Annotated in this window: 15 protein-coding genes and 1 pseudogene; 14 read left to right on the top strand and 2 right to left on the bottom strand. The window is 57.3% G+C overall.

Going from position 1 to position 16,633, the window contains the following annotated elements; genetic code table 11:
• Positions 1-45 precede the first annotated feature (45 nt).
• Positions 46-981 (top strand): LysR family transcriptional regulator, encoded by a 936-nt coding sequence (locus K7R23_RS20745; RefSeq protein WP_024132612.1) that lies wholly within the window; start codon positions 46-48, stop codon positions 979-981.
• 42 nt (positions 982-1,023) lie between these two features.
• On the opposite strand, the gene rne is transcribed toward K7R23_RS20745, so the two are convergent.
• Positions 1,024-4,254, bottom strand: a complete 3,231-nt coding sequence (gene rne / locus K7R23_RS20740; protein WP_012905434.1) for a ribonuclease E — start codon at positions 4,252-4,254, stop codon at positions 1,024-1,026.
• Between the two features lie 573 nt (positions 4,255-4,827).
• Between rne and rluC the strand changes: the two genes are divergently transcribed.
• On the top strand, positions 4,828-5,781 hold the full coding sequence (gene rluC, locus K7R23_RS20735) for a 23S rRNA pseudouridine(955/2504/2580) synthase RluC (RefSeq protein ID WP_012905435.1): 954 nt from the start codon (positions 4,828-4,830) through the stop codon (positions 5,779-5,781).
• A 41-nt stretch (positions 5,782-5,822) separates the two neighbouring features.
• Here rluC and K7R23_RS20730 read toward each other — a convergent pair whose 3' ends face one another.
• Entirely contained in the window at positions 5,823-6,407 is a 585-nt protein-coding gene (locus K7R23_RS20730) for a Maf family protein (RefSeq protein WP_012905436.1), read from the bottom strand.
• Positions 6,408-6,604: 197 nt separating this feature from the next.
• Between K7R23_RS20730 and yceD the strand changes: the two genes are divergently transcribed.
• From yceD to holB, 12 genes and pseudogenes are all read left to right on the top strand, one after another.
• Positions 6,605-7,126, top strand: coding sequence for a 23S rRNA accumulation protein YceD (yceD, locus tag K7R23_RS20725; RefSeq protein WP_012905437.1), 522 nt, complete (start codon positions 6,605-6,607; stop codon positions 7,124-7,126).
• Positions 7,127-7,142: 16 nt separating this feature from the next.
• The gene (gene rpmF, locus K7R23_RS20720) at positions 7,143-7,316 is read left to right on the top strand and encodes a 50S ribosomal protein L32 (RefSeq protein ID WP_000290727.1); all 174 of its coding nucleotides are present in this window, start codon (positions 7,143-7,145) and stop codon (positions 7,314-7,316) included.
• 80 nt (positions 7,317-7,396) lie between these two features.
• Positions 7,397-8,473, top strand: a complete 1,077-nt coding sequence (gene plsX / locus K7R23_RS20715; protein WP_012905438.1) for a phosphate acyltransferase PlsX — start codon at positions 7,397-7,399, stop codon at positions 8,471-8,473.
• A 77-nt stretch (positions 8,474-8,550) separates the two neighbouring features.
• A complete protein-coding gene (locus K7R23_RS20710; protein WP_012905439.1) occupies positions 8,551-9,504 on the top strand; it encodes a beta-ketoacyl-ACP synthase III in 954 nt (317 codons plus the stop codon).
• A gap of 15 nt (positions 9,505-9,519) precedes the next feature.
• On the top strand, positions 9,520-10,449 hold the full coding sequence (gene fabD, locus K7R23_RS20705) for an ACP S-malonyltransferase (protein WP_012905440.1): 930 nt from the start codon (positions 9,520-9,522) through the stop codon (positions 10,447-10,449).
• Between the two features lie 12 nt (positions 10,450-10,461).
• A complete protein-coding gene (gene fabG / locus K7R23_RS20700) occupies positions 10,462-11,196 on the top strand; it encodes a 3-oxoacyl-ACP reductase FabG (protein ID WP_012905441.1) in 735 nt (244 codons plus the stop codon).
• A 276-nt stretch (positions 11,197-11,472) separates the two neighbouring features.
• Positions 11,473-11,709 carry an acyl carrier protein gene (gene acpP, locus K7R23_RS20695; RefSeq protein WP_000103754.1) on the top strand — a complete coding sequence of 79 codons (237 nt, stop codon included), beginning with the start codon at positions 11,473-11,475 and terminating at the stop codon, positions 11,707-11,709.
• Between the two features lie 86 nt (positions 11,710-11,795).
• On the top strand, positions 11,796-13,037 hold the full coding sequence (fabF, locus tag K7R23_RS20690) for a beta-ketoacyl-ACP synthase II (RefSeq protein ID WP_024132614.1): 1,242 nt from the start codon (positions 11,796-11,798) through the stop codon (positions 13,035-13,037).
• 118 nt (positions 13,038-13,155) lie between these two features.
• Positions 13,156-13,965 (top strand): aminodeoxychorismate lyase, encoded by an 810-nt coding sequence (gene pabC / locus K7R23_RS20685; RefSeq protein ID WP_012905443.1) that lies wholly within the window; start codon positions 13,156-13,158, stop codon positions 13,963-13,965.
• 2 nt (positions 13,966-13,967) lie between these two features.
• Positions 13,968-14,991: pseudogene (gene yceG, locus K7R23_RS20680) on the top strand (cell division protein YceG).
• The gene (tmk, locus tag K7R23_RS20675) at positions 14,981-15,622 is read left to right on the top strand and encodes a dTMP kinase (RefSeq protein WP_012905445.1); all 642 of its coding nucleotides are present in this window, start codon (positions 14,981-14,983) and stop codon (positions 15,620-15,622) included. Before yceG ends, tmk begins: the two are co-directional and overlap by 11 nt.
• Positions 15,619-16,623, top strand: coding sequence for a DNA polymerase III subunit delta' (gene holB, locus K7R23_RS20670; RefSeq protein WP_012905446.1), 1,005 nt, complete (start codon positions 15,619-15,621; stop codon positions 16,621-16,623). Before tmk ends, holB begins: the two co-directional genes overlap by 4 nt.
• The last annotated feature ends 10 nt before the right edge of the window (positions 16,624-16,633 follow it).

Raw genomic sequence — 16,633 nt, 5'->3', positions numbered from 1 at the left:
GAGGTGGTAAAACAGTTATACGTTTTGCGTATGAGCAGGCTGAAAATGATTAAAAATGAACGTATAGACAGGGTGGAGCTGATGCGGACGTTTGTGCGCATCGTTGAGGCGGGTTCGCTCTCTGCGGCAGCGAGGCAGCTTAATACCACTCAGGCGACCATCAGCCGACGCCTGCAATCGCTGGAGACAATGCTGGGGGTCAAGCTGGTGCTGCGCACCACGCACGCGATGAAGCTGACCGATGACGGCGAGCGCGGTTATCAGCATGCAAAACGCATTATCGACGCCTGGCTGGCGCTGGAGGATGGCCTCAACGTGGTGGAAGATGATCCGGTGGGTACGCTGCGGGTACGCGCGCCACATGCCTTTGGTCAGCAGCAGCTTCTCAGTCCTTTACTCAGCTTCCTTGCGCGTTATCCGAATCTGTCGGTAGAGTGGATGCTCAACGACAAAACGGTTGATTTTCTGCGTGACAATATCGATTGCGCCATCCGGGTGGGGGCAGAGGTTGATCCGGCCACGGTGTCGGTGCTGCTGGCGGAAGTACCGCGCAGCGTGGTGGCGACGCCGGAACTGCTGGCGCGCCATCCGCGCATCAGCTCCCCTGAACAGCTCTCCACGCTTCCCTGGATTGCGCTTAACACTTTTTACCAGCACAGCGTCTCGCTTAGCCATCGCCACAGCCGCGAGGCGGTAAGCCTGCCGATTGCGCCCCGGCTGAGCACCGACAGCATTTACGTCGCGCGCAATGCCGCGCTGGCGGGTCTGGGCGTGGCAATCGTCTCCAGCTGGACGGTGGCGGAAGATATTGCCGCCGGGCGGCTTGTTGAGCTGGTTGCTGACTGGCAGGCCGCGCCGCTGCCGGTACACCTGGTCTATCCGTGGGCGCGCTATTATCCCACCCGCCTGCGCCGGTTTCTGGAACTGATGAAAGAGGTGATGCCCGAACTGGCGGGGATGCGCCGACCGGCGGTGGAATAAAAAAAGCCGACCCGGAGGCCGGCTTGATACGCGTTTCTGCTGTTACTCGACAGGCTGCGGGCGAGTCGGAGCGGCAGAGGCGTGGTGCGTGGCGCTGTGTCCGCCTGCCGCGCCTTTACCTTCAAAGACGAAGGCAGGACGCTGCCACTCGCTGTGACGCGGCGCTTCCGGCACGTATTCCGGCGCTGGCGCGCGGGTCATCGGCGCGGTAGCGTGGCTGTGTTCGGCCAGCGGCGTGACGGCGACCGGTTTTTCCACCTTAACGGTTTCAACCGGGGCGGCAACAGGCGCAGGAGCCACAACCTCTTCCACAACGTCCTGCTCTTTCACCGGTTCGGCAACCACCTCAGGTTCGACAGCTACCGGTTCGACAGCCACTTCAGGCTCAACCGTCACCACTTCCGCCGTTTCTTCGGCCACCGGAGCGGATTCCTCGGCGGCGACGACCGGCTGCGCTTCGGCGGCGACCTCTTCAGCTACCGGTACATCCGCTTCAGCAATCACCTGTGGCTGTTCATCAACCGGCGCGGCAATCACTTCCGGATGGGTTGTTTCGATGGTTTCTTCCGGCTGAACCGGCGCTTGCTGCGCAACGGTTTCAACCACCGTCTCCGCCACTTCAACGGCGGCGACAACGGCCTGCGGCTCTGCCGCAACCGGCTGCGCCTGTACCTGTTCGATCTCCTGCTCACGCTGCTCCGCATCCTGCGGACGTGCGACCGGATAACGGATCCACACTTTACCGGAGGCCATTTCCGGCGATGCGCAGGCAACCGTCAGCGGCATCGGCGACTGGAGCGGGTAACGCTCGTCACGATAACGACGACGGCGCTGGCCGCTGACCCGCAGATGGCGCGGTGAACGACGGGAACGACGCGGCATACCGGCGCTGTCACGCGCTTCGCTGCTCTCTTCCTGCTCCTGAGGCGCTTCAGCGACAACCGGCAGCGGAACTTTCGCCAGCTCGGTGCTCTGCACAGGTGCGGACTCTTCGGCAACCGGCGTCGCCACTTTTTCTTCGCTCACTTGCGCAACCACGACTTCGCTGTCAGCCGCATTATCGGTGTAACGCACTTTCTGCGCCAGCTGACGCTGTTTACGGCGCGGCTGAGCCGGACGTACGCGCTCTTCCTGCTCGGTGTCCTGCGTCTGCTGCTCGTCAATACTCAGCGCTTTTACTTCCTGCTGCGCCTGACGTTTTTCTTCGCTACGGCGACGATTGCGCTCGCGACGCGGCTGTGGCTGCTGCTCGTCGCCGGACTTCGCTTTCTCTGCTACCTCAGCAGTCTGCTGGCGGTTGTCGCGATCGGCGCTCTGCTGCGCCTGTCGGCGGTTACGGCGATTTTCATCACGGCTTTCACCGCTTTCAGCACGTTCGCTACGGTTATCGCGGCTGTCACGACGCTCGCTGCGCTCGTTACGGTCATTGCGATCGCGGCGGTTGTTCTGACGCTTACGGCGATCCTGCTGGCGTTCCGGTTTTTCCGCCGCTTTCGGCGCAGGCTGCTCGGCAGGTTTGGCCTCTTCGCCACCGCTGAACAGCGATTTCAGCGCGCCAAAGAGACGGCTTAACAGGCCCGGCTCAGCAGGGGCGGCTGGCGCGGCGGCGGCTTTCGGCGCGGCCGCTTTCACCACCGGTTCGGCAGGCTCTGGCGCTGGCGGAACGTCTGGCATGGCAAAGGTGGCAAGCGCCGGTTGTTCAGGACGTTTGCGTTCGGCGTACTCTTCTTCAGAAGGCAGCGCCATTGCTTCTTCATGCAGCTTCGGCAGCATGTAGCTCAGGGTTGGCGTCTCTTCACCTTTGCGGACGCGCAGCACGGAGTAGTGCGGCGTTTCCATTTGATCGTTTGGTACGATGACGCAGCGCACGCCGTTCTGGCGGGTTTCAATGGCGTTGACGGCGGTGCGTTTTTCGTTCAGCAGGTAAGAGGCAATCGGCACAGGCACGATCGCATGGACCTCCTGGGTGTTCTCTTTCAGCGCTTCTTCTTCGATCAGGCGCAGAATGGACAGCGACAGTGATTCGTTGTCACGAACGGTGCCGGTGCCGCTACAGCGCGGGCAGACGTGATGGCTGGACTCGCCAAGCGACGGGCTCAGGCGCTGGCGGGACATCTCCAGCAGGCCGAAGCGGGAAATGTGGCTGATCTGAATGCGCGCTCTGTCCTGACGCACCGCCTCACGCAGACGGTTTTCCACCGCGCGCTGGTGACGAACCGGCGTCATGTCGATAAAGTCGATAACGATCAGGCCGCCGAGGTCGCGCAGACGCAGCTGGCGGGCGATCTCATCAGCGGCTTCGAGGTTGGTGTTAAACGCGGTTTCTTCGATATCGCCGCCGCGGGTAGCGCGTGCGGAGTTGATGTCGATGGCGGTTAACGCTTCGGTGCTGTCGATAACAATGGAGCCGCCGGAGGGCAGGCGCACTTCACGCTGGAACGCGGATTCAATCTGTGACTCGATCTGATAGTGGCTGAACAGCGGAATTTCACCGGTATACAGTTTAATTTTGCTGCTGAAATCCGGACGACCCAGCGCGGCGATGTGCTGACGCGCCATCTCCATGACTTTCGGGTTATCGATGAGGATTTCACCAATATCCTGACGCAGATAGTCGCGGAAGGCGCGAACGATGACGTTGCTCTCCTGATGGATCAGGAACGGGGCAGGACGGCTTTCCGCCGCTTTCTGAATCGCTTCCCAGTGTTTCAGGCGAAAGCTTAAGTCCCACTGCAGCGCTTCGGCCGATTTGCCGACGCCCGCGGTGCGCACGATAAGCCCCATGCCTTCAGGCAGCTCAAGACTGGCCAGCGCTTCTTTCAGTTCGGTGCGATCGTCGCCTTCGATACGACGGGAGATGCCGCCCGCGCGCGGGTTGTTGGGCATCAGCACCAGGTAGCTGCCCGCCAGGCTGATAAAGGTGGTCAGCGCGGCGCCTTTATTGCCGCGTTCTTCTTTATCGATCTGGACAATAACTTCCTGACCTTCACGCAACACATCTTTGATGTTGGGTCGACCATGCGCGTTGTAGCTAGCGGGGAAATATTCGCGGGCGATTTCTTTTAGCGGGAGGAAACCGTGACGTTCGGCGCCGTAATCAACAAAAGCCGCTTCCAGACTCGGTTCAATACGGGTAATTTTGCCTTTATAGATGTTCGCTTTTTTCTGCTCGTGTCCAGGACTTTCAATATCCAGATCGTACAGACGCTGCCCATCTACAAGGGCAACACGCAACTCTTCCTGCTGAGTCGCGTTGATTAACATTCTTTTCATCGTAACTTACTCATTATTCTTACATTGACGACTAAGCTGCGGGCAGAGTATCGCCTTTCCGGGTATGAACCGATGGCCTCGTGTCTAGTCGCGTCGCCAACCTCACGGTTATCGTCAGCTCAAAGAGGCGCAGAGTGTCGGTTGCCTGTATTTCATACGGAAACACAGCGCAATTATCAGGGGAACTGCCTGGGTATTACTCTCCAGAGAAGATCCAGTCTACCGGTAAGGACTGCAACCCGCAGCCCGCTAACTGCCTGAAAGATCAATACGTCTTACGCCATTGCTGCGTGGATGATCGTTCGGGCAAAATTGGGTTATTCCGTAAAATAACTTGTTTTAACAAGCGCTGGCACGGAAACGGGGACATTATTCCACTGCTAACCTTGTTATAGCAAGATGACTTTTACCATTTATCTCCCGCTTACTCACAGTTTTTTCACTTCCTGACGATGATTGCTTTAATAACCATCAAATCGTTAATGAAATCCCCGTGCGCCAGCGGATAAAGATAAATATAAGCATAGAAAAATGAGTGGCGCGAATCCGTGCGGCTATTTAGAATCGGCCCCCATGAAAACAGAGACTCCATCCGTAAAAATAGTTGCTATTACTGCTGACGAGGCGGGGCAACGCATCGATAACTTTTTGCGTACGCAGCTGAAAGGCGTGCCGAAAAGTATGATTTATCGCATTTTGCGCAAAGGCGAAGTGCGGGTGAATAAAAAGCGCATCAAGCCGGAATACAAACTGGAAGCGGGCGATGAAATTCGCATCCCGCCGGTTCGCGTCGCCGAGCGCGAAGAGGAGGCGGTGTCGCCGCATCTGCAAAAGGTGGCGGCGCTGGCCGACGTGATCCTTTATGAGGATGACCATATTCTGGTGCTGAACAAACCCTCCGGGACGGCGGTGCACGGCGGCAGCGGCCTGAGCTTTGGCGTGATTGAAGGGCTGCGCGCCCTGCGGCCGGAAGCGCGTTTCCTTGAACTGGTGCACCGGCTTGACCGCGATACCTCCGGCGTTCTGCTGGTGGCGAAAAAACGTTCGGCCCTGCGTTCGCTGCATGAGCAGCTGCGTGAAAAAGGGATGCAGAAAGATTACCTGGCGCTGGTTCGCGGCCAGTGGCAGTCGCACGTGAAAAACGTACAGGCGCCTTTATTAAAGAATATTCTGCAAAGCGGCGAGCGCATCGTTCGCGTCAGCCAGGAGGGAAAGCCCTCGGAAACCCGCTTTAAGGTGGAAGAGCGCTACGCTTTCGCCACGCTGGTTCGCTGTAGTCCGGTAACGGGACGCACCCATCAGATTCGCGTGCATACCCAGTATGCCGGGCATCCGATTGCGTTTGACGATCGCTATGGCGACCGCGAGTTTGATAAGCAACTGGCCGCCACCGGTCTTTCACGTCTGTTTCTGCACGCGGCGGCGCTGAAGTTTACCCATCCGGGAACCGGCGAAGTGCTGCGCATTGAAGCGCCGATGGACGGACAGCTTAAGCACTGCCTGCAGGTATTGCGCAAGCCCGGGTGACAGGACGCGTATGCGTCGCCATCAGGCCCACAGGAGGCACGCTACGCCTTGAGCGGGTTTATCCCCTCCTGGCGCAGCATCTGGCACAGGGCGATCAGCGGCAAGCCTACCAGCGTATTGGGGTCGCGGCCCGCCAGACGCTCAAACAGAGCAATCCCCAGCCCTTCGCTTTTAAAACTCCCGGCGCACTGTAGCGGACGCTCTTTGCGGACATAGTCCGCAATCTCTGTTGCGCTGAGATGACGGAAGTGGACGTCAAACGGCTCCACGTCGCTCTGTAGATGTCCCGTCGCTGAGTTATACAGCGCCAGACCGGTATAGAAGGTGATGATATTGCCGCTGGCCTTCGCTAACTGCTGACAGGCTTTCTCTTCCGTTAACGGCTTGCCGGTGATTTCACCCTCCAGCACGCATACCTGATCGGAACCGATAATCAGATGCGCAGGAAAGCGACGGGCGAGCGACTGCGCTTTTTCTTTCGCCAGGCGGCTAACCAGATGACGTGGCGTTTCGCCGGGCAGGGGCGTTTCATCGACCTCGGGCGCCGCGCATTCAAACGGCAACGCCAGTTTTTCCAGCAGGGCGCGACGCCAGGGAGAGGTGGAGGCGAGAATAAGATTGGGCATATTTTTTCTACCAGATATAGCGAATTAATGTGAGCCATTTTAAACTATGTTTTTCGGCGTTGAGGCGTGCCCTGGCGGCAACGTCCGCACGAAAATAAGGCTGTAAACCGCAATGTGTGCGAATTATTGGCAAAAGGCAACCGCAGGCTGCCTTTTTCTTTGACTATATGACGTTACAAAGTTAATATGCGCGCCCTATGCAAAAGGTAAAATTACCCCTGACTCTGGATCCGGTACGTACGGCGCAAAAACGCCTCGATTACGAAGGTATCTTTCCTTCCGATCTGGTTGAGCGCGTCGCCGATTCTGTAGTCAGTGTGGACAGTGATGTGGAATGCTCCATGTCGTTCGCTATCGATAACCAACGTCTCGCTGTGATTAACGGTGATGCTGCGGTTTCGGTAACGCTCGAATGCCAGCGTTGCGGGCAGCCGTTTACTCATCAGGTCCACACAACGTATTGTTTCAGTCCGGTTCGTTCCGATGAACAGGCTGAAGCACTCCCGGAAGCGTATGAGCCGATTGAGGTTAACGAATTCGGCGAAATCGATCTGCTGGCGATGGTGGAAGATGAAATTATCCTCTCCTTGCCGGTGGTTCCGGTGCATGATTCTGAACACTGTGAAGTGTCCGAAGCGGACATGGTCTTTGGTGAACTGCCTGATGAAGCGCAAAAGCCAAACCCATTTGCCGTATTAGCCAGCTTAAAGCGTAAGTAATTAAGGAGTAAGGTCCATGGCCGTACAACAGAATAAACCAACCCGTTCCAAACGTGGCATGCGTCGTTCCCATGACGCGCTGACCGCAGTCACCAGCCTGTCTGTAGACAAAACCTCTGGTGAAAAACACCTGCGTCACCACATCACTGCCGACGGTTACTACCGTGGCCGCAAGGTCATCGCTAAGTAATCACGCTTTTGCGTGATGAAGCTTAGTGAGGACGTTCCCCGTTCCGGCGGGGAAATACCGAACCAGGCGGCGAAGATACCTTGACACGTCTAACCCTGGCGTTAGATGTCATGGGGGGAGATTTTGGCCCTTCCGTGACGGTGCCTGCAGCTTTGCAGGCACTGAACTCTAATTCACAACTCACACTTCTTTTAGTCGGGGATCCCGATACAATCACGCCATTACTTGCTAAAGCTGACTTTGAACAACGTTCGCGTCTGCAGATTATCCCTGCACAGTCAGTTATCGCCAGTGATGCCCGGCCTTCGCAGGCTATCCGCGCCAGCCGCGGCAGCTCGATGCGTGTGGCGCTGGAACTCGTGAAAGAAGGGCGAGCGCAGGCCTGCGTCAGCGCCGGAAATACCGGGGCGTTGATGGGGCTGGCAAAATTGCTGCTCAAGCCGCTGGACGGCATTGAGCGTCCCGCGCTGGTGACGGTGCTGCCGCACCAGCAAAAAGGGAAAACGGTGGTCCTTGATTTGGGGGCCAACGTCGACTGCGACAGCATGATGCTGACGCAGTTTGCGATTATGGGCTCGGTGCTGGCGGAAGAAGTCGTGGGCATTAACCACCCGCGCGTGGCGCTGCTCAACATCGGCGAAGAAGAAACAAAGGGTCTGGACAGTATTCGGGACGCTTCTGCCTTGCTCAAGACGATCCCTTCCATTAATTACATTGGCTATCTGGAAGCCAATGAACTCCTGACCGGGAAAACCGATGTGCTGGTCTGTGACGGTTTTACAGGCAACGTCACATTAAAAACGATGGAAGGTGTTGTCAGAATGTTCCTTTCACTGCTGAAATCTCAGGGTGAGGGCAAAAAACGGTCGTGGTGGCTGCTGATATTAAAACGTTGGTTACAAAAAAGCCTGGCGAGGCGATTCAGTCACCTCAACCCCGACCAGTATAATGGCGCCTGTCTGTTAGGATTGCGCGGCACGGTGATTAAAAGTCATGGTGCGGCCAATCAGCGAGCCTTTACAGTCGCGATTGAACAGGCAGTGCAGGCGGTGCAGCGACAAGTTCCACAACGGATTGCCGCTCGCCTGGAATCTGTATACCCGGCTGGGTTTGAACTGCAGGACGCCGACAATGGCGATACGCCGCAGCCGCGCTGATACTGGCGCGACTGCCGGGCCTGACGTCGTCGCAGTTTATGATTCGCGGTATATAACCAAAAAGTGACTGAGCGTACATGTATACGAAGATTATTGGTACTGGCAGCTATCTGCCTGAACAGGTGCGGACTAACGCCGATCTGGAAAAAATGGTCGATACCTCTGACGAGTGGATTGTCACCCGTACAGGTATCCGTGAACGCCATATCGCTGCGCCGGAAGAAACCGTCTCCACGATGGGCTACACCGCCGCGCAGCGCGCGCTTGAAATGGCCGGCATTGATAAAGATCAGATTGGCTTGATTGTGGTGGCAACCACCTCAGCGACCCATGCTTTTCCCAGCGCGGCATGCCAGATTCAGGGCATGCTGGGCATTAAAGGGTGCCCGGCGTTCGACGTCGCGGCGGCCTGTGCGGGCTTTACCTACGCGTTAAGCGTGGCCGATATGTACGTTAAATCCGGCGCGGTGAAATATGCGCTGGTCGTTGGATCTGACGTCCTGGCCCGTACCTGCGATCCGACCGATCGCGGCACAATTATTATTTTTGGCGACGGGGCGGGCGCGGTGGTGCTTGGCGCATCCGAGGAGGAGGGCATTATCTCCACGCATCTTCATGCGGACGGAAGCTACGGCCCGCTGCTGACGCTGCCTAACGCCGATCGCGTGAATCCGGATAACCCGATTTATCTGACTATGGCGGGCAACGACGTGTTCAAAGTCGCGGTGACCGAGCTTGCGCACATCGTCGACGAGACGCTGGCCGCCAATAATTATGACCGTTCGCAGCTCGACTGGCTGGTTCCCCATCAGGCTAACCTGCGCATTATCAGCGCGACGGCGAAAAAACTGGGTATGTCGATGGATAAGGTGGTCGTCACGCTGGACAGACACGGCAACACCTCTGCGGCCTCAGTGCCGTGCGCGCTGGATGAAGCCGTGCGCGATGGCCGTATCAAAGCCGGACATCTGGTGTTGCTTGAAGCCTTTGGCGGGGGATTCACCTGGGGCTCCGCGCTGGTTCGTTTCTAGTATAAGGATTTAAACATGACGCAATTCGCATTTGTGTTCCCTGGACAGGGTTCTCAGACCGTCGGGATGCTGGCCGATATGGCGGCAAGCTATCCGATCGTTGAAGAGACTTTTGCTGAAGCCTCTGCTGCGCTGGGCTACGACCTGTGGGCGCTGACCCAGCAGGGTCCGGCTGAAGAGCTGAATAAAACCTGGCAAACTCAGCCTGCGCTGCTGGCGGCTTCCGTCGCGCTGTATCGCGTCTGGCAACAGCAGGGCGGCGAAGCGCCGACCCTGATGGCTGGCCATAGCCTGGGTGAATACTCCGCGCTGGTCTGCGCGGGCGTCATTAATTTTGCCGACGCGGTGCGTCTGGTCGAACTGCGTGGTAAATTCATGCAGGAAGCCGTTCCTGAAGGAACCGGCGCGATGGCGGCCATCATTGGTCTGGACGACGCCTCTATCGCTCAGGCGTGTGAAGCGTCCGCGGAAGGTCAGGTCGTCTCGCCGGTAAACTTTAACTCTCCGGGCCAGGTGGTTATCGCCGGTCATAAAGAGGCGGTTGAACGCGCGGGCGCCGCCTGTAAAGCGGCTGGCGCAAAGCGCGCGCTGCCGCTGCCGGTCAGCGTGCCGTCTCACTGCGCGCTGATGAAGCCTGCCGCCGAAAAACTGGCCGCTGAATTAGCGAAAATCACCTTCAACGCGCCGACCGTGCCGGTCGTCAATAACGTTGATGTGAAATGTGAAACTGACGCTGACGCCATTCGCGATGCGCTGGTGCGCCAGCTGTACAGTCCGGTGCAGTGGACCCGCAGCGTTGAGTTTATGGCGGCGCAGGGCGTGGAACATCTTTATGAAGTCGGCCCGGGTAAAGTCCTCACTGGCCTGACTAAACGCATTGTTGATACCCTGACCGCCTCGGCTCTTAACGAACCGGCGGCGGTATCTGCGGCGCTTGAGCAATAAAAGAGGAAAACCATGAGTTTTGAAGGAAAAATCGCGCTGGTCACCGGTGCAAGCCGCGGGATTGGCCGCGCAATTGCAGAGACGCTCGTTGCCCGTGGCGCGACCGTAATCGGTACGGCTACCAGCGAAAATGGCGCTCAGGCCATTAGCGATTATTTAGGTGCCAACGGGAAAGGTCTGATGCTGAATGTGACCGATCCTGCATCTATCGAATCTGTTCTGGAAAAAATTCGCGCAGAATTTGGTGAAGTCGATATCCTGGTTAATAATGCCGGTATCACTCGTGACAATCTGCTGATGCGAATGAAAGATGATGAGTGGAACGATATTCTCGAAACCAATCTTTCATCTGTTTTCCGCCTGTCAAAAGCGGTAATGCGCGCTATGATGAAGAAGCGTCATGGACGTATTATCACTGTCGGTTCTGTGGTTGGTACCATGGGAAATGCGGGTCAGACAAACTACGCTGCGGCGAAAGCGGGTCTGATTGGCTTCAGTAAATCGCTGGCGCGCGAAGTTGCGTCCCGCGGCATTACTGTAAACGTTGTTGCTCCGGGCTTTATTGAAACGGACATGACGCGTGCGCTGACCGATGAGCAGCGTGCGGGTACGCTGGCAGCCGTTCCGGCGGGTCGCTTAGGCTCCCCAAAAGAAATTGCCAGCGCGGTTGCATTTTTAGCTTCTGACGAAGCGGGTTACATCACTGGTGAGACTCTGCACGTCAATGGCGGGATGTATATGGTTTAACCACGATATACACAAAATCATCCGGGTCGCTACAGGCGGTAAGGTCAGAAAGTCCGCAAGCACAGTTTACTCTGTGACCTGGGACCGAGGGCGCAGCCGCTATCCCGGCGGCCCGATCGATAATGTGTAGAAAAATATTTGCGTTATTTGGGTGAAAAGCCGCAAAATAGCGCAAAATCGTGGTAAGACCTGCCGGGATTTAGTTGCAAATTTTTCAACATTTTATACACTACGAAAACCATCGCGAAAGCGAGTTTTGATAGGAAATTTAAGAGTATGAGCACTATCGAAGAACGCGTTAAGAAAATTATCGGCGAACAGCTGGGCGTTAAGCAGGAAGAAGTTACCAACAATGCTTCTTTCGTTGAAGACCTGGGCGCAGATTCTCTTGACACCGTTGAGCTGGTAATGGCTCTGGAAGAAGAGTTTGATACTGAGATTCCGGACGAAGAAGCTGAGAAAATCACCACCGTTCAGGCTGCCATTGATTACATCAACGGCCACCAGGCGTAAGTGAACATCTCCAGGCGGTCATTCGACCGCCTGAGTTTTATCCTTTTGTCCCACTAGAATCATTTTTCCCTCCCTGGAGGACAACCGTGTCTAAGCGTCGTGTAGTTGTGACCGGACTGGGCATGTTGTCTCCTGTCGGCAATACCGTAGAGTCTACCTGGAAAGCTCTCCTTGCCGGTCAGAGTGGCATCAGCCTGATCGACCATTTCGATACTAGCGCCTATGCAACGAAATTTGCTGGCTTAGTAAAGGATTTTAACTGTGATGACATTATCTCGCGTAAAGAACAGCGCAAGATGGATGCCTTCATTCAATATGGAATTGTCGCTGGCGTTCAGGCCATGCAGGATTCTGGCCTTGAAGTAACGGAAGAGAACGCAACCCGTATTGGCGCCGCTATCGGCTCCGGTATCGGTGGTCTCGGACTAATTGAAGAAAACCACAGTTCCCTGGTGAACGGTGGGCCGCGTAAGATTAGCCCGTTCTTCGTTCCGTCGACGATTGTCAACATGGTGGCAGGCCACCTGACCATCATGTACGGCCTGCGCGGGCCGAGCATCTCTATCGCCACCGCCTGCACCTCAGGCGTACATAACATCGGTCACGCCGCACGTATCATTGCATACGGCGATGCGGACGCGATGGTGGCGGGCGGTGCTGAAAAAGCCAGTACGCCGCTGGGCGTAGGCGGCTTTGGCGCAGCGCGCGCGCTTTCCACGCGTAACGACAATCCGCAGGCGGCCAGCCGTCCGTGGGATAAAGAGCGTGACGGCTTTGTGCTTGGCGACGGCGCCGGGATGGTTGTACTCGAAGAGTATGAACATGCGAAAAAGCGCGGCGCGAAAATTTATGCTGAGGTCGTAGGTTTCGGGATGAGCAGCGATGCTTATCATATGACGTCACCGCCGGAAAACGGCGCGGGCGCGGCGCTGGCGATGGTCAACGCGCTGCGTGACGCGGCGATTGAACCGGGCAAGATTGGTTACGTCAACGCGCACGGCACCTCCACGCCGGCAGGCGATAAAGCCGAAGCGCAGGCGGTGAAATCGGTCTTTGGCGACGCGGCGAGCCGCGTGATGGTGAGCTCCACCAAATCAATGACCGGTCACCTGCTGGGCGCCGCTGGCGCGGTAGAGTCCATTTACTCTATCCTGGCGCTGCGCGATCAGGCGGTTCCGCCGACCATCAACCTGGATAACCCGGATGAAGGCTGCGATCTGGATTTCGTGCCACATGAGGCGCGTCAGGTCAGCGGAATGGAGTATGCCCTGTGTAACTCCTTCGGCTTTGGCGGCACCAACGGTTCGCTGATCTTTAAAAAGATCTAATCGCCGTTGTCCGTAACTGCTTAAAGGCCCGCTTGTCGGGCCTTTCTTATTCTCTTCTCCACCCTTGTCCTGAGTCAGCCATCCTGCCACACTATCCTGTCATCCATAAGGAGCTGCTATGTTCTTGATAAATGGCCGTGAACAGGCGTCGCTTGCCGCGAGCGATCGCGCGATCCAGTTCGGCGATGGCTGCTTTACCACCGCGCGCATTATTGACGGAAAAGTATGCCAGCTGGCCGCGCACCTTCGACGCCTGCAGGAGGCGTGTGAGAAATTGCTGATCGCCTTCGCTGATCTGGACGAGCTTGAGCGCGAAATGAGCACGCTCTCTGCCGGTCATCTGCGCGGCGTGCTGAAAGTGATTATCAGCCGCGGCAGCTGCGGGCGAGGATACAGCGCGGCGCAGTGCCGGCAACCTACCCGCATTCTCAGCGTTTCGCCGTGGCCCTCTCACTATGACCGCTGGCGGGAGCAGGGGATTACCCTGACCCTTAGCCCGGTGCGCCTCGGACGCAATCCGATGCTGGCAGGTATCAAGCACCTGAATCGCCTTGAACAGGTGTTGATTCGCTCTCATCTTGAGCAGACGGAGGCCGATGAAGCGCTGGTTCTTGACAGCGAGGGCTGGGTTACGGAATGCTGTGCGGCTAATTTGTTCTGGCGAAAAGACAATGTGGTGTATACGCCCTGTCTCGATCAGGCGGGGGTGAATGGCATAATGCGACAATTCTGTATGCGACAGCTGGCACAATCGTCTTTTCGGCTTGTCGAAACCCGAGCCCGTGAAGAAGAGCTTCAGCACGCTGACGAAATGGTCGTCTGTAATGCGCTGATGCCGGTTGTTCCCGTACGTGCCTGGGGAACGAAACGCTTCTCATCACGTGCGCTGTATGAATTTCTGGCCCCACTGTGCGAGCATCCGAATTAGTCATGAAAAAATTGTTATCCGTTGTTCTGTTACTGGTTGTTGTGCTGGGCGTTGCCGCTGGCGTGGGCGTGTGGAAGGTCCGGCAACTGGCGGACAGTAAGATACTGATTAAAGACGAAATCGTTTTTTACCCTTAAACCGGGCACCGGTCGTCTGGCGCTGGGAGATCAGCTGTACGCTGAAGGTGTGATTAACCGTCCACGCGTATTTCAATGGCTACTGCGCGTCGAGCCTGAGCTTGCCCATTTTAAGGCGGGCACCTATCGTTTCACTCCTGGGATGCGCGTGCGCGAAATGCTGCAACTGCTGGAAAGCGGCAAAGAGGCGCAGTTCCCGCTGCGTCTGGTAGAGGGGCTACGTTTAAGCGACTATCTCAGACAGCTGCGCGAGGCGCCATACATCAGGCATACCCTGAGTGACGACAGCTACGAGAGCGTCGCCACGGCGCTGGGGATGAACGGCACCGACCGCCTTGAAGGCTGGTTCTGGCCCGATACCTGGATGTATACCGCCAACACCACCGATGTGGCCTTGCTCAGGCGCGCCCATCAAAAAATGGTGAAAATGGTTGATAGCGTCTGGGAAGGGCGGGCAAAAGGGCTGCCGTATCAGGACCAGAATCAGCTGGTGACGATGGCCTCGATTATTGAAAAAGAGACGGCGGTCGCCAGCGAGCGCGATCGGGTCGCGTCGGTATTCATTAACCGTCTGCGCGTCGGAATGCGTCTGCAAACCGATCCGACGGTGATTTACGGCATGGGTGAGCGCTATAATGGCAGGATTTCCCGCGCGGATCTGGAAACGCCGACGGCTTATAACACCTATACCATCACCGGTCTGCCGCCGGGGCCGATCGCCATGCCGGGCGAAGCTTCGCTGAAGGCCGCGGCGCATCCGGCAAAAACGCCGTATCTCTATTTTGTCGCCGACGGTAAAGGCGGGCATACGTTTAACACCAATCTTGCCAGCCATAACCGGTCGGTGCAGGAGTATCTGAAAGTGCTTAAGGAAAAAAATGCGCAGTAAGTATATCGTCATCGAGGGGCTGGAAGGCGCCGGAAAAACCACCGCGCGTAATGTGGTGGTCGAGACGCTGCAGCAGCTCGGCATTCGCGACATGGTTTTTACCCGCGAGCCGGGCGGCACGCAGCTGGCGGAAAAGTTGCGCAGCCTGGTGCTGGACATTAAATCCGTGGGCGATGAAATCATCTGCGATAAAGCGGAAGTGCTGATGTTTTACGCCGCGCGCGTGCAGCTGGTTGAAACGGTTATCAGGCCCGCACTGGCAAACGGCGCGTGGGTGATTGGCGACCGTCACGATCTCTCCACTCAGGCCTATCAGGGCGGCGGACGCGGTATCGATCGCCATATGCTGGCGACGCTGCGGGACGCGGTGCTGGGCGATTTCCGTCCCGATTTAACGCTCTACCTGGATGTGACGCCGGAGGTGGGGCTGAAACGCGCCCGCGCCCGCGGCGAGCTTGATCGCATTGAGCAGGAGTCCTTTGATTTCTTTAATCGCACCCGCGCCCGCTATCTCGAGCTTGCCGCGCAGGACCCCGGCATACGCACCATTGACGCTACGCAGCCGCTGGATGCCGTTATGCACAGCATTCGCACGGTAGTCAGCGAATGGGTGAAGGAGCAGGGCGCATGAAATGGTATCCGTGGTTACGTCCGGACTTCGAAAAACTGGTGGCCAGCTACCAGGGGGGACGGGGGCACCATGCGCTACTGATTCAGGCACTGCCCGGCATGGGCGATGACGCGTTGATTTACGCATTAAGCCGGTATCTGCTCTGTCAGCAGCCGGAGGGCCATAAAAGCTGCGGCCACTGTCGCGGCTGTCAGCTTATGCAGGCGGGCACCCATCCCGATTATTACGCGCTGTTGCCGGAAAAAGGGAAGAGCGCGCTGGGTATCGATGCGGTACGCGAAGTGGGCGAAAAGCTGTACGAAAGAGCCCGGCTTGGCGGCGCAAAAGTGGTGTGGATCCCGGATGCGGCGCTGCTGACCGACGCCGCGGCGAACGCCCTGTTGAAAACGCTGGAAGAGCCGCCGGAACACACCTGGTTTTTCCTGGCGAGTCGGGAACCGGCGCGGTTACTGGCGACATTACGCAGCCGTTGCCGTCTGCATCATCTTGCGCCGCCGCCGGAACAGTACGCCGTCGCCTGGCTGGTGCGCGAGGTGACAATGTCACAAGAGGCGATAATCACCGCGCTGCGCCTGAGCGCCGGTTCACCGGGCGCTGCGTATGAATTGCTGCAGGCTGAAAGCTGGGCGCATCGCGATGCGCTGCTCCAGGCGCTGACCGCCAGCGTTTCCAACGGCGACTGGTATACTTTACTGTCGGCACTGAATCATGAGCAGGCGCCGGAAAGGCTGCACTGGCTGGCGATGCTGTTGATGGACGCGCTGAAACGCCAGCACGGGGCATCGTCATTAACCAATGTCGATGCAGAGCCGCTGGCGGTGGCACTGGCCGCAAACTACTCCGCCAGCCGGATTCAGGCGATCCTGAATGCCGTCTGCCACAGTCGCGAACAACTGCTAAACGTGAGCGGCCTGAACCGTGAACTGGTCCTGACCGATCTCCTTCTCCGGATTGAGCATTACCTGCAACCAGGCGCCGTATTGCCTGTTCCCCATCTTTAAGAGAGACATT

The organism is Citrobacter rodentium NBRC 105723 = DSM 16636 (assembly GCF_021278985.1).
Lineage (GTDB): Bacteria > Pseudomonadota > Gammaproteobacteria > Enterobacterales > Enterobacteriaceae > Citrobacter_A > Citrobacter_A rodentium.
This window is presented reverse-complemented; position numbering and strand designations above follow the sequence as displayed.